At 37.5% G+C, this 20,009-nt stretch carries 21 protein-coding genes, 1 pseudogene and 2 riboswitches; of the genes and pseudogenes, 4 read left to right on the top strand and 18 right to left on the bottom strand.

Annotated features, from left to right (window positions below; all coding sequences use genetic code 11):
• Positions 1 to 104: 104 nt before the first annotated feature.
• From LMF89_RS21895 to LMF89_RS21845, 11 genes are all read right to left on the bottom strand, one after another.
• Positions 105 to 863, bottom strand: coding sequence for a class I SAM-dependent methyltransferase (locus LMF89_RS21895; RefSeq protein WP_229536945.1), 759 nt, complete (start codon positions 861 to 863; stop codon positions 105 to 107).
• 474 nt (positions 864 to 1,337) lie between these two features.
• A complete protein-coding gene (locus LMF89_RS21890) occupies positions 1,338 to 2,378 on the bottom strand; it encodes a putative porin (RefSeq protein ID WP_229536944.1) in 1,041 nt (346 codons plus the stop codon).
• 153 nt (positions 2,379 to 2,531) lie between these two features.
• Positions 2,532 to 3,374, bottom strand: a complete 843-nt coding sequence (locus LMF89_RS21885; RefSeq protein WP_229536943.1) for a DMT family transporter — start codon at positions 3,372 to 3,374, stop codon at positions 2,532 to 2,534.
• 19 nt (positions 3,375 to 3,393) lie between these two features.
• Positions 3,394 to 4,173 (bottom strand): ABC transporter ATP-binding protein, encoded by a 780-nt coding sequence (locus LMF89_RS21880; protein WP_229536942.1) that lies wholly within the window; start codon positions 4,171 to 4,173, stop codon positions 3,394 to 3,396.
• Positions 4,170 to 5,111 carry an ATP-binding cassette domain-containing protein gene (locus LMF89_RS21875; protein WP_229536941.1) on the bottom strand — a complete coding sequence of 314 codons (942 nt, stop codon included), beginning with the start codon at positions 5,109 to 5,111 and terminating at the stop codon, positions 4,170 to 4,172. Before LMF89_RS21875 ends, LMF89_RS21880 begins: the two co-directional genes overlap by 4 nt.
• A 23-nt stretch (positions 5,112 to 5,134) precedes the next feature.
• Positions 5,135 to 6,004 carry a nickel transporter permease gene (nikC, locus tag LMF89_RS21870; protein ID WP_229536940.1) on the bottom strand — a complete coding sequence of 290 codons (870 nt, stop codon included), beginning with the start codon at positions 6,002 to 6,004 and terminating at the stop codon, positions 5,135 to 5,137.
• Positions 6,001 to 6,945: a nickel ABC transporter permease gene (gene nikB, locus LMF89_RS21865; RefSeq protein WP_229536939.1), complete on the bottom strand. Its 945-nt coding sequence runs from the start codon at positions 6,943 to 6,945 to the stop codon at positions 6,001 to 6,003. The genes nikC and nikB overlap by 4 nt, the downstream gene beginning before the upstream one ends.
• Before the next feature lies 1 nt (position 6,946).
• A complete protein-coding gene (gene nikA, locus LMF89_RS21860; protein ID WP_229536938.1) occupies positions 6,947 to 8,509 on the bottom strand; it encodes a nickel ABC transporter substrate-binding protein in 1,563 nt (520 codons plus the stop codon).
• Between the two features lie 420 nt (positions 8,510 to 8,929).
• Positions 8,930 to 9,112, bottom strand: a riboswitch (cobalamin riboswitch).
• A 127-nt stretch (positions 9,113 to 9,239) separates the two neighbouring features.
• On the bottom strand, positions 9,240 to 10,577 hold the full coding sequence (locus LMF89_RS21855; protein ID WP_229536937.1) for an opine metallophore biosynthesis dehydrogenase: 1,338 nt from the start codon (positions 10,575 to 10,577) through the stop codon (positions 9,240 to 9,242).
• Entirely contained in the window at positions 10,574 to 11,362 is a 789-nt protein-coding gene (locus LMF89_RS21850; protein WP_229536936.1) for a nicotianamine synthase family protein, read from the bottom strand. The genes LMF89_RS21855 and LMF89_RS21850 overlap by 4 nt, the downstream gene beginning before the upstream one ends.
• Before the next feature lie 218 nt (positions 11,363 to 11,580).
• Positions 11,581 to 11,763, bottom strand: a riboswitch (cobalamin riboswitch).
• Between the two features lie 354 nt (positions 11,764 to 12,117).
• Positions 12,118 to 12,540 (bottom strand): TonB family protein, encoded by a 423-nt coding sequence (locus LMF89_RS21845; RefSeq protein ID WP_229536935.1) that lies wholly within the window; start codon positions 12,538 to 12,540, stop codon positions 12,118 to 12,120.
• Positions 12,541 to 13,004: 464 nt separating this feature from the next.
• Here LMF89_RS21845 and LMF89_RS26485 point away from each other — a divergent pair.
• Positions 13,005 to 13,142: pseudogene (locus LMF89_RS26485) on the top strand (hypothetical protein); the annotation flags it as partial.
• Positions 13,143 to 13,151: 9 nt separating this feature from the next.
• Here the strand turns inward: LMF89_RS26485 and LMF89_RS21835 are convergent.
• The 4 genes from LMF89_RS21835 to LMF89_RS21820 all read right to left on the bottom strand — a co-directional run bounded on the left by LMF89_RS21835 (position 13,152) and on the right by LMF89_RS21820 (position 14,832).
• Complete coding sequence (locus tag LMF89_RS21835) at positions 13,152 to 13,424, bottom strand: hypothetical protein (protein ID WP_229536934.1); 273 nt, start codon at positions 13,422 to 13,424, stop codon at positions 13,152 to 13,154.
• A 1-nt stretch (position 13,425) separates the two neighbouring features.
• Positions 13,426 to 13,626, bottom strand: coding sequence for a hypothetical protein (locus LMF89_RS21830; RefSeq protein WP_229536933.1), 201 nt, complete (start codon positions 13,624 to 13,626; stop codon positions 13,426 to 13,428).
• A gap of 21 nt (positions 13,627 to 13,647) precedes the next feature.
• On the bottom strand, positions 13,648 to 13,827 hold the full coding sequence (locus LMF89_RS21825; RefSeq protein ID WP_229536932.1) for a hypothetical protein: 180 nt from the start codon (positions 13,825 to 13,827) through the stop codon (positions 13,648 to 13,650).
• A 231-nt stretch (positions 13,828 to 14,058) separates the two neighbouring features.
• The gene (locus LMF89_RS21820) at positions 14,059 to 14,832 is read right to left on the bottom strand and encodes a DUF3560 domain-containing protein (RefSeq protein WP_229536931.1); all 774 of its coding nucleotides are present in this window, start codon (positions 14,830 to 14,832) and stop codon (positions 14,059 to 14,061) included.
• A gap of 483 nt (positions 14,833 to 15,315) precedes the next feature.
• Here LMF89_RS21820 and LMF89_RS21815 point away from each other — a divergent pair, with 483 nt between their 5' ends.
• Positions 15,316 to 15,816, top strand: coding sequence for a hypothetical protein (locus tag LMF89_RS21815; RefSeq protein ID WP_229536930.1), 501 nt, complete (start codon positions 15,316 to 15,318; stop codon positions 15,814 to 15,816).
• A gap of 54 nt (positions 15,817 to 15,870) precedes the next feature.
• Here the strand turns inward: LMF89_RS21815 and LMF89_RS21810 are convergent, their stop codons facing one another.
• The 3 genes from LMF89_RS21810 to def form a co-directional block, all read right to left on the bottom strand.
• Complete coding sequence (locus tag LMF89_RS21810; protein ID WP_229536929.1) at positions 15,871 to 16,086, bottom strand: hypothetical protein; 216 nt, start codon at positions 16,084 to 16,086, stop codon at positions 15,871 to 15,873.
• A 303-nt stretch (positions 16,087 to 16,389) separates the two neighbouring features.
• Complete coding sequence (locus LMF89_RS21805) at positions 16,390 to 16,548, bottom strand: hypothetical protein (RefSeq protein ID WP_229536928.1); 159 nt, start codon at positions 16,546 to 16,548, stop codon at positions 16,390 to 16,392.
• Between the two features lie 1,110 nt (positions 16,549 to 17,658).
• Positions 17,659 to 18,150, bottom strand: a complete 492-nt coding sequence (gene def, locus LMF89_RS21800; protein ID WP_229536927.1) for a peptide deformylase — start codon at positions 18,148 to 18,150, stop codon at positions 17,659 to 17,661.
• A 164-nt stretch (positions 18,151 to 18,314) separates the two neighbouring features.
• Between def and LMF89_RS21795 the strand changes: the two genes are divergently transcribed.
• Positions 18,315 to 18,965 carry a hypothetical protein gene (locus LMF89_RS21795; protein WP_229536926.1) on the top strand — a complete coding sequence of 217 codons (651 nt, stop codon included), beginning with the start codon at positions 18,315 to 18,317 and terminating at the stop codon, positions 18,963 to 18,965.
• Positions 18,910 to 19,992 carry an ATP-binding protein gene (locus tag LMF89_RS21790; protein ID WP_229536925.1) on the top strand — a complete coding sequence of 361 codons (1,083 nt, stop codon included), beginning with the start codon at positions 18,910 to 18,912 and terminating at the stop codon, positions 19,990 to 19,992. Before LMF89_RS21795 ends, LMF89_RS21790 begins: the two co-directional genes overlap by 56 nt.
• Positions 19,993 to 20,009: the final 17 nt, after the last annotated feature.

Genomic DNA, 20,009 nt, shown 5'->3' with positions numbered 1-20,009 from the left:
AATATTTGCTCTTTTTATACCAATTGGAGTTTACACAAAATCAGGGATACACCCGAAGAACTCTTACAAGATATCCACTTTGTAGGAGTTCTTCATTCGATTTTTCACTTATTCTTTTGTCCAATTACGACATAACGAAGATAACAGCTGGTAGTAAGACAGCGATACCATGGAATCATTTTCTTTTCCATATCATAAATATTTTGAAGCCACATGAAGGATGTATTATTAAATCCTGATAAATTAGAGAGTCTCATTACTTCTTCCGGAGCAGCTCCTCCAGCAAAGGTTAGCTGAGAGCGAGCTTTTAAATATCTTCTACGCCATTCTTCTTTGCCATGTGCCATCTTAATAATGTCATGTATTCTTCGTCTCATCCATTCCATAATGCCAACTTGTCTCCATTGACCATCCATAACTACAATTCTGCCGCCTGTCTTCAAAACTCGTTTCCATTCTTCTAGTGCAAGTGTATGTCTGGTTAGCGTCCAAAACAAATGCCGATTAATAACCACATCAAATGTATTTTCCTGAAATGGAAGAGACTCCGCATCTCCAATATTCCAATCCACTCCTACCCCCATTGCATCAGCCTTTCTTTTTCCTTCCCCTAGCATTCCTTCTGATAAATCCACCGCTGTCACTTGATGCCCTAATTCTGCTAACAATAAAGCTAGAAATCCTGTTCCGGCCCCTACGTCTAAAATTTTTAATGATTTTGTCCCAATAACCTCTTCTAGAATATTTAACCAAAGCTTTTTTTCCTCAAGATTTGTTATTCCATGACCAAGGGCATTATCATAGCTTTGCCCTCGTTCATTCCAAAATTTCGTAATTGCATCTTTAATTAAAGCATTCTCCATTCATTTTCCTCCTATTTTATAAATAAACAGCCTCCTCACTGCTCTATTGATATCTGGTATCTTCTTTAAATAAGTTATCCTTATAGGCTGCGGCTTGTACATATTGCATGACATTATAATGAGCAAAGATAATAAATCATATTTAATCTCATAATGCCATGACATATGTTATATTTTTTAGAATTTAAAGTTTGTAATCAGATGATAGGAAGGTTTATATTTACTGAAAGCAGTGTTATCATATGGTTTTAAATTATAATATTTTGCTTCCATATTTGCATTTTTGGCAAATACATATTGTACACCGAGACCATAGCCTTTTGCTCCATCGCCATAGTTGCCTAAGCCGTTATTATTTCCCCCATTTACCACCAAGGTTCCTGGGTTATTATAAGAATCAACGGCGTAGTTTCCTAATTTTAAATAATCAATGCTAATACCAAATGTTCCTGGTTTACTGTTATCGATACCTTTTCATAGCACTCTTCCCCAATAGCCATGGTCTTGCGCATTCGTTGGTAGTTTATTATCATCATTCTTTACATATTCCCCATTAACGGTAAAATCACCAGTTTTTGCGTTGAAACCATATGCAGTTTGTTCAAAATTGTAACCGCCTGCGACAGCGTTGGTCATGGCATTTAAATGGCCTATAGTAATATTAGCATTTTGTGCCACATTTACTTTGAGGTTGGCAATAAACGCATTCGTAGTTTTTCCACTTGCAGTGTAAGCCGCAAGATCACCATACCCAGAAGAGAATTGAACCCCGCCAAAATCATAGGTAGCCATCGCCCCATCGATAGAATTGTAGTCCCAGATAATACCTTGTCCCAAGGAAGGCAAAAAGCGTCCAAAGGAATAAGTCATCTGCTTATTTTTCCATTGCAATTCTGCCCGATCAAAAGTTGGATTGCCTGATTTTGATGCTTTAGAAGTATCACTAACCAACCCATACTTGTTAGAATCATTCGTTGCGTTAAGACGTCCAAATAATGTTAAGTTCTCAGCAATATCAGAAGTAAGATTCAATCGAACTCGTTCTTGCATACGGGTAGTATTTTTATTATCTGTGTTCTTAGCACCTTGGTTCCAATTGGTTTGATAACGAATTCGAGCATCTCCTGTCATTTTAATCGTAGATTTATTCTTTTCTAATTTTTCAAGGCGGCTGTCTACTTTTGTATCATTCCCCATGGTCATATTGAGCTCAGGAGAAAACTCGGCCTTTAATTTTTCAATGGTAGCTTTACCAGCAGCATCAGCTTTATCAGATTTTGCCATGGCCTTTGCAACAATAGCAGCCATCTCGCAGCGTGTCAGAATAACATCTTCATGATATGTACCACCACCGAAACCATTGACCAGACCTGCTTTGGCCAAATCACCAATAGCACTATAGGACCAATGATGTTCAGGTATGACAGCAAATAGATTAGCTGGCGCAGCCAGTACAGTACTAGCAACACTCAAACTGAATACAGTGCCTAAAGTAAAAGCAATTTTTTTATTCATGTAAATTCCCCTATCTTTTTTATAATATGACTGATGCTGCCTTAATCAAATTATTTAAGGCAACTTCTATCTAGAGCTTACTTAGAAGCTAGTTCAAAACGAAGATGTGCATCTCTTTGCTCTAGACAGCACTGTTTTCAGCAAAAGATTCTATCATTTGCTACTTTTCTTTTTCCACGATAACGCTATGCAAGCACCGATAATAAGCATCCCACCTAAAACCGTTAATGTATCAGGCACCTCTGCCCAGAATAAGAATCCCCACATAGCATTAAAAACAATCCCAATGTAGCGAATAACCTCTACCACAACAGCATTCTCATGAGTAAAGGCTTTCGTAAGAAACACTTGTCCTAATAAAGAAACAACACCAATACACGTAAGATAAACATATTCAAGTGAACTGGGAGCCACGAAATTATTCCACATAAGCGGAATCGAAACCAGTGTAGCTGTCGCCATAAAGTAAAATATGATTTCATAGGTATGATGCTTTTTACTCAAATGACGTATGGCGATTGCCGCCCCTGCAGAAAGTAACGCGCTTAGAACACCAAATAGTGCATCCGTAGAATAAGAGGAAAAGTTAAAAGGTTTAATAGTCAGCATTGCGCCAAAGAAAACGATAGGCAGCAAAAAAATTGTTCTTTTAGACAGCTTTTCCTTTAGGAAAATAGTTGCTAATATCATAACGAACACAGGAGATAAATTTACTAATATAATAGCGTCCACCAATGGTATTTTAGAAAGAGTATAAAAATAGGTAATCATATAAAGAGCGCCTAGAATACCTCGTAGTGTGAGGGCCGGGATTCCTTCTGTTGAAAATGCCACTTTACTCTGTCTCATCATGCAATAAATCATGATGGTTCCGATTATACTCCGAAAAAATACGACCTCAATTGATGGAATTGAAAAACTAACAGCCTTTACTAAGGCATTCATAACACTAAAAACAAGAGAAGATAACATAGCAAAAATAATGCCGCTTTTCATTTTTCAGCTCCTTTAGTTTCTACTTGACCGCAGAGACTAGTTGTTGTGTATATTCGTGCCGATTTGGACTCATGATTTCCTGACTTGCAAACCGATCTACAATGCATCCTTCCTTCATTACGATTATATTGTCGCTCATAATGCGTACTGCAACAATATCATGAGAAATAAACAAGTATGACATACGAAGCTCTGACTGCAAATTTTTAAGCAACTGTAAGATTTGAGCCTGCACTGAAACATCCAAACTAGATGTTGGTTCGTCGCAAATCAATAGCTTTGGCATTAAACTAATTCCGCGCGCAATGGCAACTCGCTGACGTTGTCCACCGCTTAATTCATGAGGGTAACGCTCCATATGCCCTGCTTGTAATCCAACCATTTCTAGCAATTTGACTGCCGTATCCCTGCGACAATACCTTACATCTGCCAGAAAGGGTGGCTTGACGTCTGGAAAGTTATCTAACGGTTCCATAATGGACTGCCATACAGGTAATCGCTGGTTCAAGGAAGCGTTTGGGTCCTGAAATACTACCTGAAAATGTCTTCTTGCTTTTCTTAGTGCAGAACCTTTCAATGCAAGGAGAGATTCACCATTTAGCTGAATCTCTCCACTATCTGGCGGCTCAATCGCAAGTAAAAGCCGTGCCAGTGTACTCTTACCACTGCCGCTTTCCCCGACAAGACCTAGGCACTCGCCTTCGCAGATAGATAGGGACACATCCTGCACTGCCTCAACAATTGTACCGGACTCCCTATAGGTCTTATAAAGCCGATTTACAGTCAGAAGTTCTTTCACGCAAACCGCTCCTCTCCACTCATGGCAAGCTGTGTCGTCTGAGTAGCAGCCACATCCCCGTTACCTTTGACATTTATTTCTGAGAGCGAAGGCCTTGCTTTTAGTAACATTTGAGTATAAGGATGGCTAGCTTGAGACTTTATCTTTTCAGCCGCTCCTATTTCCACTATCTCTCCATGGCGCATAACTGCAATGGTGTTAGCTCTCTTTAAAACGTGGCGTAAATCGTGAGAGATTAATAGTACCGCACAATGAGTCTGCTGCTGTAACATGACCAATAAATCGAGTATCCGCTCTCCCGTTAATACATCCAGTGCTGTCGTTGGTTCATCGGCAATCAGAAGTGCTGGCTTAAGCATCATCGCTGCTGCCAGTGCGACCCTTTGCTGCTGTCCGCCACTTAATTGGAAAGGATAACTATTAAATACACGCTCTGCCGGCAGACCTACCTGCTCAATCCATTTCAAAGCTATGAGTGTGGCTTCTTGATTAGACAATTTTTCATGACAGCGTATCGTCTCTACTAGCTGTGCGCCCAATTTTAAAAATGGTGTAAAACCTCCTTGATAATCCTGGAAGACACAACTTATTTGTTTTCCCCGCAATTTTCGTCTCATTTGCTCCGGCAGCGGCAGAATATCCCCTCCCTGAAATAGAATTTGTCCTCCGCCAACATGTAATGAATTTGGCAAAAGTCCTAAAACTGCGCTTCCTGTCACACTTTTTCCGCTACCGCTTTCTCCGACGAGAGCAAGTGTTTCTCCCCGACGAATGGATAAGGAAAGATCATGAATTAATGTATGCCACTCTTTTCCTTGCTGCACATAAATATTTAACTGTTGCAGCTGTAAAATGGGTTCTATCGAGGAAATTAGGGCTTTTGATCCACTTAGAGGCACTCTTTTCTCTTCCTTTTCTTCTAGCAATACATGTGACATACAACTCCCCCTTACACACTGTTTTATTGACTGCGGACATCTAAAATATCCCGCAGCCCATCACCAATCAAATTACATGAAATAACTACCAGCATAATCGCCAGACCAGGATAAATCATTAATTGGGGCATCGTTTGAAAATACGGCCGTCCATCGTTTAGCATAGCCCCCCATTCTGGAGCCGGCGGTTGAGCACCTAAACCTAAATAAGATAAAGAAGAAATGATCAAGATAATTTCTCCAATGTTTAGTGTGGCAAGTACCAGAACAGGAGAGATAATTTGAGGCATTAAATGCCGCCATAAAATGATTGCTGTGCCGCATCCGCCGACACGAGCTGCCAACACATAATCTTTTTCCCGCTCAGATAGCACAATACTTCTAACGACACGGGCATATGAAATCCACTTTACCAATACAATCGCCAACATCAAATTGGTTATGTTCGGACCCAGAAATCCACAAATGGTAATAGCCAAAATGAATTCAGGTAAAGCACCTACACCATCTACAAACCTCATTAATAATGCATCAACACGGCCGCCAAGATATCCAGATACTAAGCCTAAGGGTACGCCAATTAGTGTTACTGATATAATGACGAGCCCTGAAATGCCAAGTGTTGTCTGAGCACCTGCAACTAGTCTGGAAAAAATACATCTTCCCATATGGTCCGTACCAAGAGGGTATTGCCAGCTAGATGGCTGAAGACGCTCGGACATTTGTACTGTCGTGAAATCATTGTGCACAATGAGTGGACCAACTAGGGTGAGCAGTACAATAATCGTCAGCATTCCCAGCCCCACCGCTGTCATAGGGACGTATAGCATATTTCGCCATGCGCCTTTGCGAATCGATGTTTGGCAGTAATAAGTAGAAACATTCACGTTCATGTTAATTCCCCCTTGCCAAAACGAATCCGGGGGTCCAGTAGTCCATAAGCAAAATCTACCAGTAAATTAACAACAACCACAAATATTCCTGTCAGCAGTACATAGCCTTGGATGATTGGATAATCTCGTTGAAAAATCGCATCTACCACCATACTACCCAAACCTGGCCAAGAAAATAGTACTTCAGTTACAACCGATCCCGCTAGCAAACTGCCAATACCCATGCCAAAGACGGTCACAATCGGCAATAGTGCAGATCTCAAAGCATGCTTCAATAAAATTCGCCACTCTCCAAGACCTCTCGCCCTTGCTGCGCGGATGTATTCCTGGGACAAGCTTTCTAAAAGTCCGGCTCGGAGTAAGCGAGCATATACCGCCGCCATGGAAAAGCCGAGGGAAATGGAGGGAAGAATCATATTCCAAAATCCGCCTTTCCCCATTGTCGGCAGCCACTGCAGCTTAAGGGCAAAGGCGTAAATTAACAGTAAGCCCATCCAAAAACTTGGAATCGAAGCTCCAATTAAAGCAAGAATTCGACTTAAATGATCCGGCCAACTCCCTACATACTTAGCAGAAAAAAAGCCAAGGGGAACGGCAATCAGCACCATTACAATAAGCCCTCCTACTGTTAATTGAATGGTCACAGGCAATCGAACCAACATTTCATTTAAAACCGGTTTCCCCTTCACATAAGAATTTCCTAGATCAAAGTGCATTAACTTCCACATCCACTGACCATATTGGGCCAACAACGGCTGATCAAAACCAAGTTCTTTGCGGAGTGCCTCTTCGTCGGCTTGAGTAGATGCCATTTGATCAATTTCCAATAGTAGCAGTACGGGATCTCCCGGAGCGATCTTCATCAGAGAAAAGGTGAATAAAGATAAAAGAAGTAGCACAAAAATAAGCTGCAAAAGACGTGATTTTATTAGTTTTATCATCTTACTTCACATCTACCTTATTCGAAATGACGTAGTATTCTGCTGCACTAGGCTTCCAACCAACCACTCTTTTATTCATCGCCACGATCAAATTGGGATAGACCGCATAAGAATGAAGAACTTCTTCATTAATGACAGCAGCTGCTTCCTGAGATATTTTTACCCTTCGAGAAATATCGCCCGTTACATTTAAACGAGCTACAATCTCATTCAACTTACTGCTGTTAATATTAGACGCATTCAACGATCCACCAGGTAAGAATGCTGAATTTAGGAAGTATCCTCCATCACCACGCGGTGCAGTTAAGTTACTATACGTTACTAAATCCCAATCCTTATTCTCTCGTAAATAGGTATCAATATTTTCTACCATTTTAATCTGCAGGTCTACGCCGATTTTTGCTGCATCTGATTGAAGCAATTGAGCAATAAGCGGTAATTCTGGTCGTCCTTTGTAGGTTAACATCTGGAATGTCAGCGGTCTTCCGTCCTTCTCCAGTTTCCCATTGCTGCCTGCTTTAAACCCAGCTTCCTCTAGTAATTTTTTTGCTTCTGCTGTATTCAACGGTTTAATGGCATCTTTATTGCCAAAAGGCAAATTAGGATTGAAGGGACCGTTCGCTGGTGTTGCATATCCAAGCATAATATCTTTTGCAATGCTTTGCCGATTAATCAGCAAATCAAGCGCCTTTCTAACTCTAACATCCTGAAGTAAAGGCTGCTGGTGGTTGAATAGCAGAAAGTGAACTCTAAGACTGGCAATGGAGTCCACTCTAAGCTGATTATCCTTTTGGATTGCAGCTACAGTTTCTGGCGGAATCTGGTATACTACATCTGCTTCTTTAGATTGTAGTGCCAATGCTCTTACGTTACCGTCTTCATTGAATTTGAAATTAACTTGGCTCAATTTTGCTTTACCGTCCCAGTAGCCATCATAACGATCTAACAAAATATCAATATTCGGAGTAAATTTTGTTATTTTAAATGGACCAGTCCCTACAGGAGCCATATTAAACGCAGCTGTTCCCATCTTCTTTTCTGCTTCCACACTAATAATTGAGGCATAAGGACTTACCAATTCTGAGGGCAATGAGGGATGTGGCTGCTTCGTAATAATCGTCAACTGCTGTCCACTAGCTTCTATAGAAGCACTCTTTAACACTCCTGCCAGCAATTTACTCACGGCTATACCTCTTTCAAAGGAGGCTTTCACAGCAGCCGCATCTAGTGTTGTTCCATCCTGAAAGGTTACACCATCTCGAATAGTAAATACCCAAGTGCGCCCGTCCGTCGCTTCCCATTTGGTTGCTAGCCAAGGTTTAACCTCTAGATTATCATCCAGCCTTACAAGTGTCTCCACCACACCTGCCTTTAGTGCTACTTCACTATTGTGAGGATCAAGACTGCCCGTTTTAAGATTAAAGATAAGGGTTAATTTTTTGTCATTTTCATTAACCAGCTGATTCGTATCTTTACTGCAGCCTGACATTAATATCGCCGCACATAGGAAAAGTGAACAAAGAATTGTTAGAAAGTTATTCTTTTGATTTATAAATGAATACATGATAAGACCATCCTTCCAATTATGTGTTAATCTTCCTAGACTATAAAAAATAGAAAGTTCTAATTTGAATAAGACTAAACTCCTTGATAAAGCAATTGCACTTAGACAGTGGATATTCAATCGTATCACACTACTTAAAAATCATCTGACCATCCTCCTAGCCCTTAAACTCGGTATATCTTTTACCTAGATTAGTAATCAGTATCAATTATTTTATGCTTAAAATTGCCACTAATATATATTAATTAATAACATTATTATTAATATTTGATTTTAAGGCATAATAAAAAGCTCTCGAAATAGACCGAGAGCTTGGCAAGGATATAAAACTATAAATAAATCCTAGCTGATATAACAGCTAGGATGAAATAAGCACAATAATAAATTGCACAAATCCCCTCCCCATCTCTCGCAGGTCAATCGGTGATTGATATATAGGCAGTTCTCCTGACTCTGGATCATTGCTCTCCCATACCTTCCCAAGACTTCCATCTCAGTGGCACAACCATGGGGTCGCTCCTCATTACAGTGGCGGGACCGCGCTGGAGTTAAACCAGACTTCCCTATTAAGCCCCGAAGGGCACCTATACCATCCATATGAAAATTTAGTAACTATTACCTTTTTTCATACTATAATATGGAATTTCTAGTTTGTCAATATTTTTATCTTTACAATATGTATTGTCTCTATTCATTAATACCAAATCCCCTAGTTTATTATACTACATAATTAGCGACTCTTTGCTATCGCATCTATTTCATCTTGCATTGAATCATTACAAATTCCTAGACAAGAAAGCTCTTTATCATTTTCTTTTAAGAATTGATATAATTTTTTCTCGAAAAACTCTATTAACTTCAAAGTTTGCGGCATTTGAATATCTTTTTTCTGAGCTAAGCCATAGATAAGCTTAAGTCTTTTATAATCTTCAAAAGGAATTCTTGGAAAAACCCATTTTTCATTCTGGTCTTTATAAACTTGTTTATAAGGAACTGCGGAGAAATCAAAATATTTGCCATTAACATTAGGTGTAGAAAATGGATCAATAAGAATTGATGAATACCGGATATATAGAAGATATTCTTGTTTTGTTTGCTCAAAATTCATAAAGTCCTCGATGTCTTCACGTGAAAGCGTCTCTTCATGGACAGGATAATTATCATCATTTAAAAACTGTAATAGGTTTATGGGCTTTGCACCAAAACATTGAATGACCTTCGAAATTTCCTTCCAAAGTAAAACCATTGTTCTAATGGTGTGCTGAGTAATTGGTCCTTCTGGATAGATTTTGTACATATACTTTTGGGAATCTGTACTATTAAAAATCTCATTTAATGAAAAATCATTAATGAAAAAGGGGGGATGTACATACGTTATAATATTTTTACTTTCTGCCTCAATTGTATTATTAAGAACCGTGCATTGTATCGTAAGGCTTTCAACAAAGCACTTGACATGATGAATAGCAGTACTATTATTTTTGCTAGAAGCAATATAAATTCGTTTTTTAAAAGCCTTTGTTAAGACCGATAAGATATTGGAAACTCTAGGATCAAGCTTCGTTGCAGCATAGTATGAGGAAAAACTGATCACTTCAATTCTTTCTTTTACCTCTTTAAGTTGACTATTAATATAAAGGTTAGACCCAATGCCTGGTGATATTAAGATTATCGTTCTCACTTTTTTTAGTAAGTCTATCTGCAAGGCATTGATGATATCTTTATAACTGTCACTTGGCGTACATAGTATTAGGGTTTGCCAGATATCATCTACGTTATCAAAACCTTCGTAGAAATATTCTAAATTAGCCTCTCCTGTAAGGTGGCTGTACATTTCACTTTGTACCTTTGCTGTAAGTTTGTAATGATTCTGTTCTAAATCTCTTCTAAGACGACTTGCGTGGGATCCTTTCCGATTCAGCATACCTAATCTATCGCACCATCCATGGGAAATATTCACAGCAATATGTATTGCTGCTGGACCAGCACCAACTATTAATGTATTACCAAAACTATGGACAGGAGTTATCTCCTTCTCAATACTTGAAGCATCAAAAATAATGTTCATATTGCTTTCTCCAGAATAATAGTATCGTAAATATTTTTGCTTTGACAGTTTAGGGTTTGTACCCATTCCGCAGATAACTTTTTGTCTAAAGGATAATTAAACACCGACTTTAGACCATCCCCATATCGTAAAAGAATCTTTGTCTTCAAACCTATAACACCTTTTAATTCATCTAAGACTTCGGTTTTGTTTTTTACTAGTGAAGCAACAATAATATGTGTAGCTTCTTTTAGAAAAGCTACATCTCTTAATTTCTCATTAGAGAATTTGACCATTGATTGCAAGCCAGAAATATTAGCTACTTGTTCTCCAAGATTTAAAGCCTCCCTATCAATATCCAAACACATCACTTCAGCTCTTATTTCGTTAGCAATGGTAAGTGCTGAAATTGGAAAAGCACCTGATCCTATAAAAAGCACCTTAGATTTACGATCAATACCAAAATCTTCAAGTTCAGATTTAACGGACTCTGATAAACTCGTAAAATACTCACTTATGTCTAATTTGTGGTTGGACGTACAAAGTGATTGATATTTTTCCATATCACATAAGGCCTTTACGGATGTTTCTCTTAATCTTTCACAATGTTGTCTTACATCTCTATGATTCTCCCATAAATTCCATTGTTTTAGATTCTCATCATTTGTCATAAATTTGCAAAGATAGTCTAATTTATTTTTTAGCAGATCAAAACACTCATTACATTCCTTGGAATAAATTGTTAATTGTTTTATTTCATATTCAAGCAACTTCAGCGATAACAATAGTTCATATTTATTTTTCATATAACATTCCTCCACTATTTGCTTACTCACTGACCAAAATCATCTGTTAAAACTAATTCTCGTTTACCTTTTGATAAACAAAAAACTCCCGGTATGATCCCGAGAGTTAAACGCAAGTTTCAAAATACAATAAATAAATCTCAGCTGAATAAAAAAACAGCCGAGACGAAATAATGCGTATCTTGCGCAAAATCCCCTCCCCATCTCTCGCAGGTCAAACGGTGATTGATATATAGGCAGTTCTCCTGACTCTGGATCATCGCTCTCCCATACCTTCCCAGAATTTTCATCCCAGTGGCATAAACATGGGTTTGCTCCTCATTACAGTGGCGGGACCGTGTCGGACTTTAACCGAACTTCCCTATTAAGCCTCGAAAGGCACCTATATCATTCATATTAAATTCTACTAATTATTACCTTATATTACTATATTATCTAATTTTTCATTTGTCAAGTTTTTCTATCTCATTTTGCATCTCATATCATACGTAATTGAAGCTGCTCATAATCTATTTAAAAAAAATCGTCATCATTAAATGTATACTTTAGTATTTTTGTTTATCTTAAAAAGCCTCGCTCATTCTTTGTTAGAATTTGCAAGGCTTTTTGTTTTGAATTAAAAACCAATACTTGATTACCACTAACAAAGCTGGGGCTCAGTGATTCCATCTCATTGTGCCCCAGCTTTGTTATACTCATAATTTGAGATGGCGTTATTTAAAGAAATTTTAAACCCGATTTCTGACTTAATTGACTTATTGATTATCCGAGATAGGTGGTGTTTCATTGCCTACTTGTTCTTCTGGTATGTTTTTTTCTACTTTGACATGCAAAGGAAGAACAATCGAGCAAGAAACAGCTGTATTATCACTATATGCAGGACTAAACATCGACTTTTTTATTGACTCAATCACTGCATTATCAAAGGCAGCATCGCCGGAACTTGTAATGATTTGTACATCACCATCTACCGTTCCAAGTTCAGATACAGTTGCTTTAATCTTCACTGGCACTGTTTGTTCTGCATATTTCTCCTTCATTTCCAGCGGTAGAGAAATCGCCGCTAAGGTAATAATTTGGGGAGGAGTCATCTGGGCTTTATCCTTTGCTAAGGCAGAAAATGACATTCCCATAATCAATAATAATGTAAATGCCATAATAAACCCTACTTTTTTCACACGAATACACCTTCTTTTATTTTTTTAGTATCTTTTAATAAATTTTTCTAGAAAGAGTTTGTTATAATTATATAGATAATGATAATCAATGTCAATGAAGGATTTGGATACTCATTTCATCATTCCACAACAAACACAGCATAGCTCATCTTCTCCCGGCGCACATATTCACCAATACTCATCCTATAATATGATTCAAACAATATGCGCAGTTTGGTTGTCCCCACCCCGGTAATACCTGTTAGCTACTTGGCTGATAGGTTATCTAGGATATCCTTAGCAAGCTTATCCCTAACCTTCCAGAGAAATTTGTCCACTTTTTCTCATTCATCAGCTTTTCCGCCCTAATTTATATTTTCGACAACACGCCGCCCCGTTGAGGAAAGCAGGCGTTTTTCTTTTTAATTACCTCTCCTTTTGGCTGGTGAACGCACCCTGTTTTTGATACGAAACGATTCCATAGCGGCGTTGATCTTGGGGTTGATGAAGGTACTCCTCTTACTGCGATTTTACCTGGAACGGTAGAAGCAGCGGAATGGATGAGTGGTTATGGGTATACTGTCCACCTTTACCAGTTTGACTACTCTGCATTATGCGGCTAAAACAATCTTTTAAGAGGCTATGAAAGTATTGATCAAATAGAAAATAGAGGCAATGACTAAGCAGAAAATCATAATAGCACCTGAATTAATTAAACATATATTTTTCTTTGCAATGAAACCTACAATCCAGAATAGCGGAATTAACATTCCTAATCCAAAGAATATATATGATAACGTTTTCGTACCAGAAAATGCTATTGCATAAGTTAGAATAATAATCCAAAATACCCCACTAAGTATGGGTTCTGAATGGTTTTTAAATTTATCTATAATGTTTTTCATGTTACTCTTCCTTTCGTTTAATAATTCTTATAAATTCTTTTTCGGCCATTTTAGAACGTTCTTCTTTATCTAAGGATTGATATTCATCAGCTATTTCATTGCCACAACGAGCCATATATAAAAGAGCTAAGTCCTTCCAAAATTTATAAGCACTATAGATATTTTCAGCAGCATCAGATTGTGATATTTTTGAGTAAGCCATTTTTTCCCTCCAATTTTGAGATTATTCTTTTTTATTGAAAGATCTTTCAATAACCTCACATCTTCTAGGTGCAGCTGTAAGCGCAAACGCGAAGTTCTCCGGCGTAAAAATGATTTTTATCTCTCTATCATTAGATACAGCTTCAATTACGATATTATCTGAATTGGCCTTGCGAGTGATACAGCCTATAAATTCGTCCATTTTCAGACCTCCCACCAGTTTGTCTATAGAGGGGATTTCTCCCCTCTTACTCACCTATTCTTGCATTTAATAATGTCACACGGTTTTTCTTCATCGGTTTCGTCAAGATAAGTTAAAAACATACAGCCTTTACATTCTGGCTTCACTTGTTGATCAAAGCATTTATTAGTAAGTTCCTGCATTAAATCATCACCCTTTCAGCTGGGATAGGCTCCCGGATGGCCTTATTATTTAAGCGTTTTGTGCTTTTAATTTACTAATCACACGATCCGCTGCATATCTTCCATTTCCATTTAACATCCGAACCCATGCCCCGCGAGAAGGGGACCACTTAAAGGCATGAGATTTTAGTAAGGCTCTTGTTTCATCATCTGGTTTGTCTGAGAATATAAACTGGCAGCGGTTATCTTCCTCACAATATGTAAAGCCTTCATGCTCGATTTCCTTGGGTTGCATTTTTGCTTTATTTTCTAATTCCTCAATCCGTTTTTTTAACCGACGAATATTTGCATTATTATTCGTAAGGGAGAAAGGCGCATAACCAACTCTGCCCATATAATCAGGCTTTTTTAATTCAACTATTTGAGAATCAGTAAAACCTAACTTTCTTAAGGCAGCATCATCACCCTTTTTAATAGCTTTGTTTGCTGCTTTCATAATTTCTTGGTTTCTTTCTGCTGCCTGTAATTGCTCTTTTAGTTTTTGAATTGCACTTGGATCATCGGAAGAAATACCACCCTTGCCAACACTGGCCGCTTTATCACTATAATATTTTGCCTTGTCTGTAAGAGCAACGGCTTTTCGCATATTATTTTCAATTTTGGCTATATCTCTGCGATGGCGTTTTTCGGAATGATGTCCCACTAAAATGGGCTGTCCGAAGGGAATAAATGAACCAATTTTTCTAGCTGTTGAATGAGCGACATTACTTTCTTGTTGAGCTTTATCTGCCAACTGCATATATCGCTCTTTTCTAGCCTCTTGTTTCATTTCATAATTATTCATTATTACGTCCTCCTTAGCAGAGTAAACAGCCTAGAATAACCAGATCAATAACAAGATTAGTTACCGATCTACGCCGTCCCCCTGCATTGTTTTTTTGACGCGTCACAGGATAATCCCTGGAGGTGCTTTTGCAAGGGAGGAAGCAAAATTTTTTAATGTTTTTAAAAAAATTTGCGCCCTTGCAAAAGAAAGCCGTAAGGAATTATAATGTGTACCGAAAAAAAACAGGAGCTTTATTTAAAGGCCATTCCGCAGAATGGCGTCCTTATTGCGTTTTTCTTTGTTTTTACGTTAGGGATGGAAGCCCAAAAGGGCGAGACAAACAGGGTTTTTGTTTGGCTCGATTCACGACAGCCCGACCCGTTAGGGAAACGCCCAAGGATACTCGGCCATTTTGACTAGTCCATGTCTTAAGTGTTATGTATAAATTGCTAATTAGAAGTAATACTACATGATAAGTTAGTTTAAAAGGGGGTATTAATTTTGAATACTGGTTTTTCACTCACTATCGACCCTATGATTATTCAAAATCATGAGAATAGTAATTTATTAGGAACAGAAGCCTACTGGTGGATGGGAGATGAACTTCCAATGCGTACAGGTCAAATTCCTCAAGGCTATATAACTCGCCCGGGCTATAAAATGTTTAACTATAATCATCACGGAATAGGACATTTTTCATATGGACCATACTTCGATAATACATCTCTTGGCCAAATAAATGTGTATTATTTTATGGATGCAGTTAGAAGACTTGGAGGTAAAGCATTTTCCGTGGATATCGTGGATGCTAACGATTTAGAACATCCATTAACATCCGCTACATTCACTGTGAATCAACTCCCTCGTGAGAGCTCTGGATTTATTGTATACGTTAGAGGCATTCGAATAAAGCCAGGTCAAAAATTAGAATTTAGAGTTTTTGCCGAAGGTGGATCAGATCTAAGATTGTTTATGATTAGAATGGAAAGAGATGCGCTTTGATTTATGTTACAAATGCCCTGGTGCTCATGCCCTTAATCGATTTCCATTTTGACCTTACATTTTTTCAATGGTCAGCTTAAATTTATTGCCGTTCTTATATTCGATTGTTGCCGAATTATCAGCAGTCATGGAAATGTCGCTAATGAGCAACGCCAATTTATCTGTGTCACTTAGATGATCTGCAAAAACCAGTTTTCGTAACCAGTCAACAAAATCATACTCGCTATTAGGAGTAGAAAAGTCCTTTACCTGTATAAATTTTTCATTCACGATAAGCCCTCCATTTCTATTTTGGTCTTGGCTTCGATCCGGCTGCAGCCGGTCGGTCAAATTGACTAGTCTAATACCACCATTTACGATTCATACACTAGGCAACACCAATGCTCACAAAAATCGTCCTGGAATTCAGGGCATTTTTTACATTCTTCAATATCTTCAACAAATATTGATCTTATTCCATTAAATTCAACAATATTAAAATTATCGCAACTCATTTTCTACGTCCTCCTAAAGTTACTGTCTTAACTCACCACGAAACCACCACTAATTTGACTACTTATTAACTTGGAGAATTTATTGCAAAGTCCATGCTTTAAATCCCATTACTATTAAAAACAATACGGTTATTGCTGTGACGATAACACCGTTTTTTTTCTTCTCCATATAAGCCATATAGCCAACTATTATAAATGCAATAATCATAGTAAAACACAGTAGTATAACTACATTCATAAAATCACTTCCTTGTGTTTTTGAGTTCCAATCATGAGTGCCAGTTTGTCCATCTTTACTGATTATGAATTTCCATTTCAATTTGTTGTCCGGAATAAGCAGCTAATTGATTTTTGATTGATTTATCATCTATAAGCAAGTCTTTCAGGAGATAAATATCCGCAATTTTCATACAAGTATATTTAACTTCTGGCGCCTTGCTATTTGACATTTTGTCCAGGTCGCTGATCCGCGTCCTGGTACTGAAGTATCAATTCCATTTTGACAATTAAGATTTTCGAAGTTTTCGTTTCTTCCCCCATGATGCACATGCAATAAACGGCTCTAACGGCATACAAGACGTTTTTTTGCAACAGTTACGACAAGTCTTTTTCATAATTTTTTCATCCTTTCCCATTTTGTCCACGCTGGGATTAAGGCTCTTGGCTGACCTAAAAGTTAATATTGCATACTCTGCATTAATAAAATAATCCTATTTCAGTAGCTAGTTTACAGGATATTGGGATTGCTTTTGGATCAATAAATGCTTGCTCTTGCAAAAGTACACCTCTTTTCCAGTTTGTCCATTTACGAAGAATAAAAAGATCCTATTAAATTACTGTCGTTAAATACTTCCACGGCAAATTCTTCTTTCGCCTCAACTACGTGATAATCAATATAACTCTGACGATCTTCGGATATTTTGCTCTTTATAAAGTGTTAGACGATATAATAGCTTGGGCAAAAAAACACTAATTAGAGGTTTTACCTTTTGATAAAAAGGTTTCAAAATGTCTTTTATGTTTTTACCCCTCCTGGCAAGGCCCGATAATGCCGTAGCCAGGACGCGAAACGTCGTTCACCTGGTATTTATCCGTTCTGTTCGCAAATGTTGCCAAAATATGGGTCTCGCCAACAAAATGCGATTTGCGCTATCCCAAATAAAGGATTTTTTTTACTATATATGGAATATATAGTAAAAATATAGGATGTAGTCATGAGTATAAGACAACTGTCTCTCTGGGATTTCACCAACATTACGCTTTCGTACGCTAAGGGTTAAAACTGGAAATGACGAAAGCAGACTATCTCATTAGATAGTCTGCTTTTAGCTTTGCGAAAAAGATAAACTTATTTATCTTCTTCTGCTTTATCTTCTACTTTTGGCAACCATTCTGTAACTTTATCTACAATGAGAATCCCATCTAGATGGTCTATTTCATGACAAAAAGCCTGTGCTAGAAGATTTTCACCAGTCATTGTAAATTCTTCTCCCTTTTCGTTTAAAGCTTTTACTGTAACTTTAACTGGACGCAATAGTTTTCCTCTTTTTTTCTTATGTTCTATGCTCAAACATCCTTCAGTAACTTCATGGCTCTCCTCTGTTTCAATTATTTCCGGGTTAATTAAATTTATAAGACCTTGTCCTTTTTCTACATCTATTACAACAATTCTTTTAAGCTCGCCTACTTGGGGTGCTGCTATGCCTACCCCACCTGCATCGTACATTGTTTCCGCCATATCTTTTAACAGTGTTAGAATTTCTTCATCGATTTCCTTTACTTCCTCGGATATTTCTCTTAAAACTACATCACCTAATTGCCGTACCTCTCTAATTGTCATTTTATAACTCCTTCACCATATTTAATAAATTTCTTTAGTATTATGTCAATACATATTATACCATAATTGTTTTGATATATATATTATTACAAATAAAGGTATATATCTTTCTCTAAAAACTCTACTAAATGTTTTTTAGAAAAACCTAATAAGGAGATGATTGCATGGATTTGATTTATCTGGTGGCTAATGCCGAAACAACGGGATTGCTTTCTGTTGTTCTTCTGTATGTTTATATTTATTATTTATATCGCGAACGTTATATGGGTATTTTTACGGCTGGTTGGCTTTTATTATTTTTTCGTATTGTGAGTTCCGATTCGGCACTTAACTATAAAAAATCAGATGTGGGGTTTGTTATTTATGTTCTGCTATTGATTTTTGCCTGTATGCTGTTTCTATGGGGTACTCATATAATTGCAGAGAAGAAACTAAAAAAATGGTGGGTATATGGTGCTGGAATAATCTCAGTTATAAGTTTTATAGTTGGTTTCATGAATGTGCCAATGTTATATAAACTTTTAGTAACATCTCTTTTTGTTGCATCTGTATATGTCCAGATAGGTATACTTTATACTAAGCTAAAAGAACGTGGGAATAAAGTAAGTAAAAGAATAGTCGGATATGCTTGTATCACATGGGGAGTGTTGTCTTACTTTATGCCACTTGTCGTTAATATCCCATGGTTTACTCCTATATATTTTTTAATGTGTGGAACTTTACGCCTAATTATCGCCTTTTCGATGCTATTATTTTACTTTGAAAGCACCAGAGCTGTTAGCGCGCAAAGAATCCCAATACCGGCTATTAGCTGAAAATGCTGTTGATGTAATTTACCGTTATCGGATATTACCCGAAGAAAAATTTGAATACATAAGTCACACTATTTTTGAGATTACAGGTTACACACCAGAAGAGTATTATGCTAATGCAAGTCTATACACAAGTTTAATACATCATGAGGACTTACCCATGTTTGATAAATACATCAATGACAGTACTATTCCTGATAACGTCCCCCTTGAATATCGCTTAAATAACCAGGACACTAGAATAGTGTATATTGAGCATAAATACCACTTTATTGACGATGATGCAGGCATAGTACACGAAGGGATTATTCGCGATGTCACGGCTCGTAATAATATAAAGCAAGTCGCCGCTCGTGCTGACAGAGTGAATTTGCTCGGTGAAATGGCTGCTAATTTTGCTCATGAGATACGTAACCCTTTGACTACAGTACGCGGTTACTTACAGATGATGGTGAAGAAAAATGAACTTAGTAACTATAAAAATCGGTTTAATATCATGATGCAGGAAATTGATATAACGAACACGATTATTAGCGAATATCTCTTATTAGCAAAGGATAAACGAGCTGAACTAAAAAATTGCTGTTTAAATACGATTATTAATAATTTGTTTCCCTTAATTCAAGCTGATGCCTCCGCTTCAAATGTGTTGGTAAATCTCGACCTTAAAGAAATATCTACATTATATTTGGATGAAAATGAAATTCGTCAATTACTGCTTAACTTGGTAAGAAATGGCGTTGAATCTATGCCTTCTGGTGGTGAATTGACTATTAGTACAAATTTAGACCAAAAACAAGTAATTTTATCTATTAAAGACCAAGGGAAGGGCATTCCAGTTCACGTAATGGAGGATTTAGGGACACCTTTTGTGACCACCAAAGATACTGGTACTGGTTTAGGATTGCCGATATGTTATCGTATTGCAAATAGACATAATGCCGAAATTGATATAAAAACAAACGATCAAGGTACTACTTTCTCTGTTTATTTTAAATTGTCTTCGTGTATAGGGGAATTAAAAGCATAGCAAATACCAAAAAGGTC

Origin of the sequence: Pelosinus baikalensis (assembly GCF_020819555.1) — a bacterium.
Taxonomy (GTDB): Bacteria; Bacillota; Negativicutes; order DSM-13327; family DSM-13327; genus Pelosinus; species Pelosinus baikalensis.
The sequence above is the reverse complement of the archived record's forward strand: the minus strand, read 5'-3'. Positions and strand labels throughout refer to the sequence as shown.

Bases quoted from the DNA above. Each gene is read 5' to 3' on its own strand.
- LMF89_RS21895 (WP_229536945.1), bottom strand. From the start codon at position 863: ATGGAGAATGCTTTAATTAAAGATGCAATTACGAAATTTTGGAATGAA.
- LMF89_RS21890 (WP_229536944.1), bottom strand. From the start codon at position 2,378: ATGAATAAAAAAATTGCTTTTACTTTAGGCACTGTATTCAGTTTGAGT.
- LMF89_RS21885 (WP_229536943.1), bottom strand. From the start codon at position 3,374: ATGAAAAGCGGCATTATTTTTGCTATGTTATCTTCTCTTGTTTTTAGT.
- LMF89_RS21875 (WP_229536941.1), bottom strand. From the start codon at position 5,111: ATGTCACATGTATTGCTAGAAGAAAAGGAAGAGAAAAGAGTGCCTCTA.
- nikC (WP_229536940.1), bottom strand. From the start codon at position 6,004: ATGAACGTGAATGTTTCTACTTATTACTGCCAAACATCGATTCGCAAA.
- nikB (WP_229536939.1), bottom strand. From the start codon at position 6,945: ATGATAAAACTAATAAAATCACGTCTTTTGCAGCTTATTTTTGTGCTA.
- nikA (WP_229536938.1), bottom strand. From the start codon at position 8,509: ATGTATTCATTTATAAATCAAAAGAATAACTTTCTAACAATTCTTTGT.
- LMF89_RS21855 (WP_229536937.1), bottom strand. From the start codon at position 10,577: ATGAACATTATTTTTGATGCTTCAAGTATTGAGAAGGAGATAACTCCT.
- LMF89_RS21850 (WP_229536936.1), bottom strand. From the start codon at position 11,362: ATGAAAAATAAATATGAACTATTGTTATCGCTGAAGTTGCTTGAATAT.
- LMF89_RS21835 (WP_229536934.1), bottom strand. From the start codon at position 13,424: ATGAAAAACATTATAGATAAATTTAAAAACCATTCAGAACCCATACTT.
- LMF89_RS21830 (WP_229536933.1), bottom strand. From the start codon at position 13,626: ATGGCTTACTCAAAAATATCACAATCTGATGCTGCTGAAAATATCTAT.
- LMF89_RS21825 (WP_229536932.1), bottom strand. From the start codon at position 13,827: ATGGACGAATTTATAGGCTGTATCACTCGCAAGGCCAATTCAGATAAT.
- LMF89_RS21820 (WP_229536931.1), bottom strand. From the start codon at position 14,832: ATGAATAATTATGAAATGAAACAAGAGGCTAGAAAAGAGCGATATATG.
- LMF89_RS21805 (WP_229536928.1), bottom strand. From the start codon at position 16,548: ATGAATGTAGTTATACTACTGTGTTTTACTATGATTATTGCATTTATA.
- def (WP_229536927.1), bottom strand. From the start codon at position 18,150: ATGACAATTAGAGAGGTACGGCAATTAGGTGATGTAGTTTTAAGAGAA.
- LMF89_RS21795 (WP_229536926.1), top strand. From the start codon at position 18,315: ATGGATTTGATTTATCTGGTGGCTAATGCCGAAACAACGGGATTGCTT.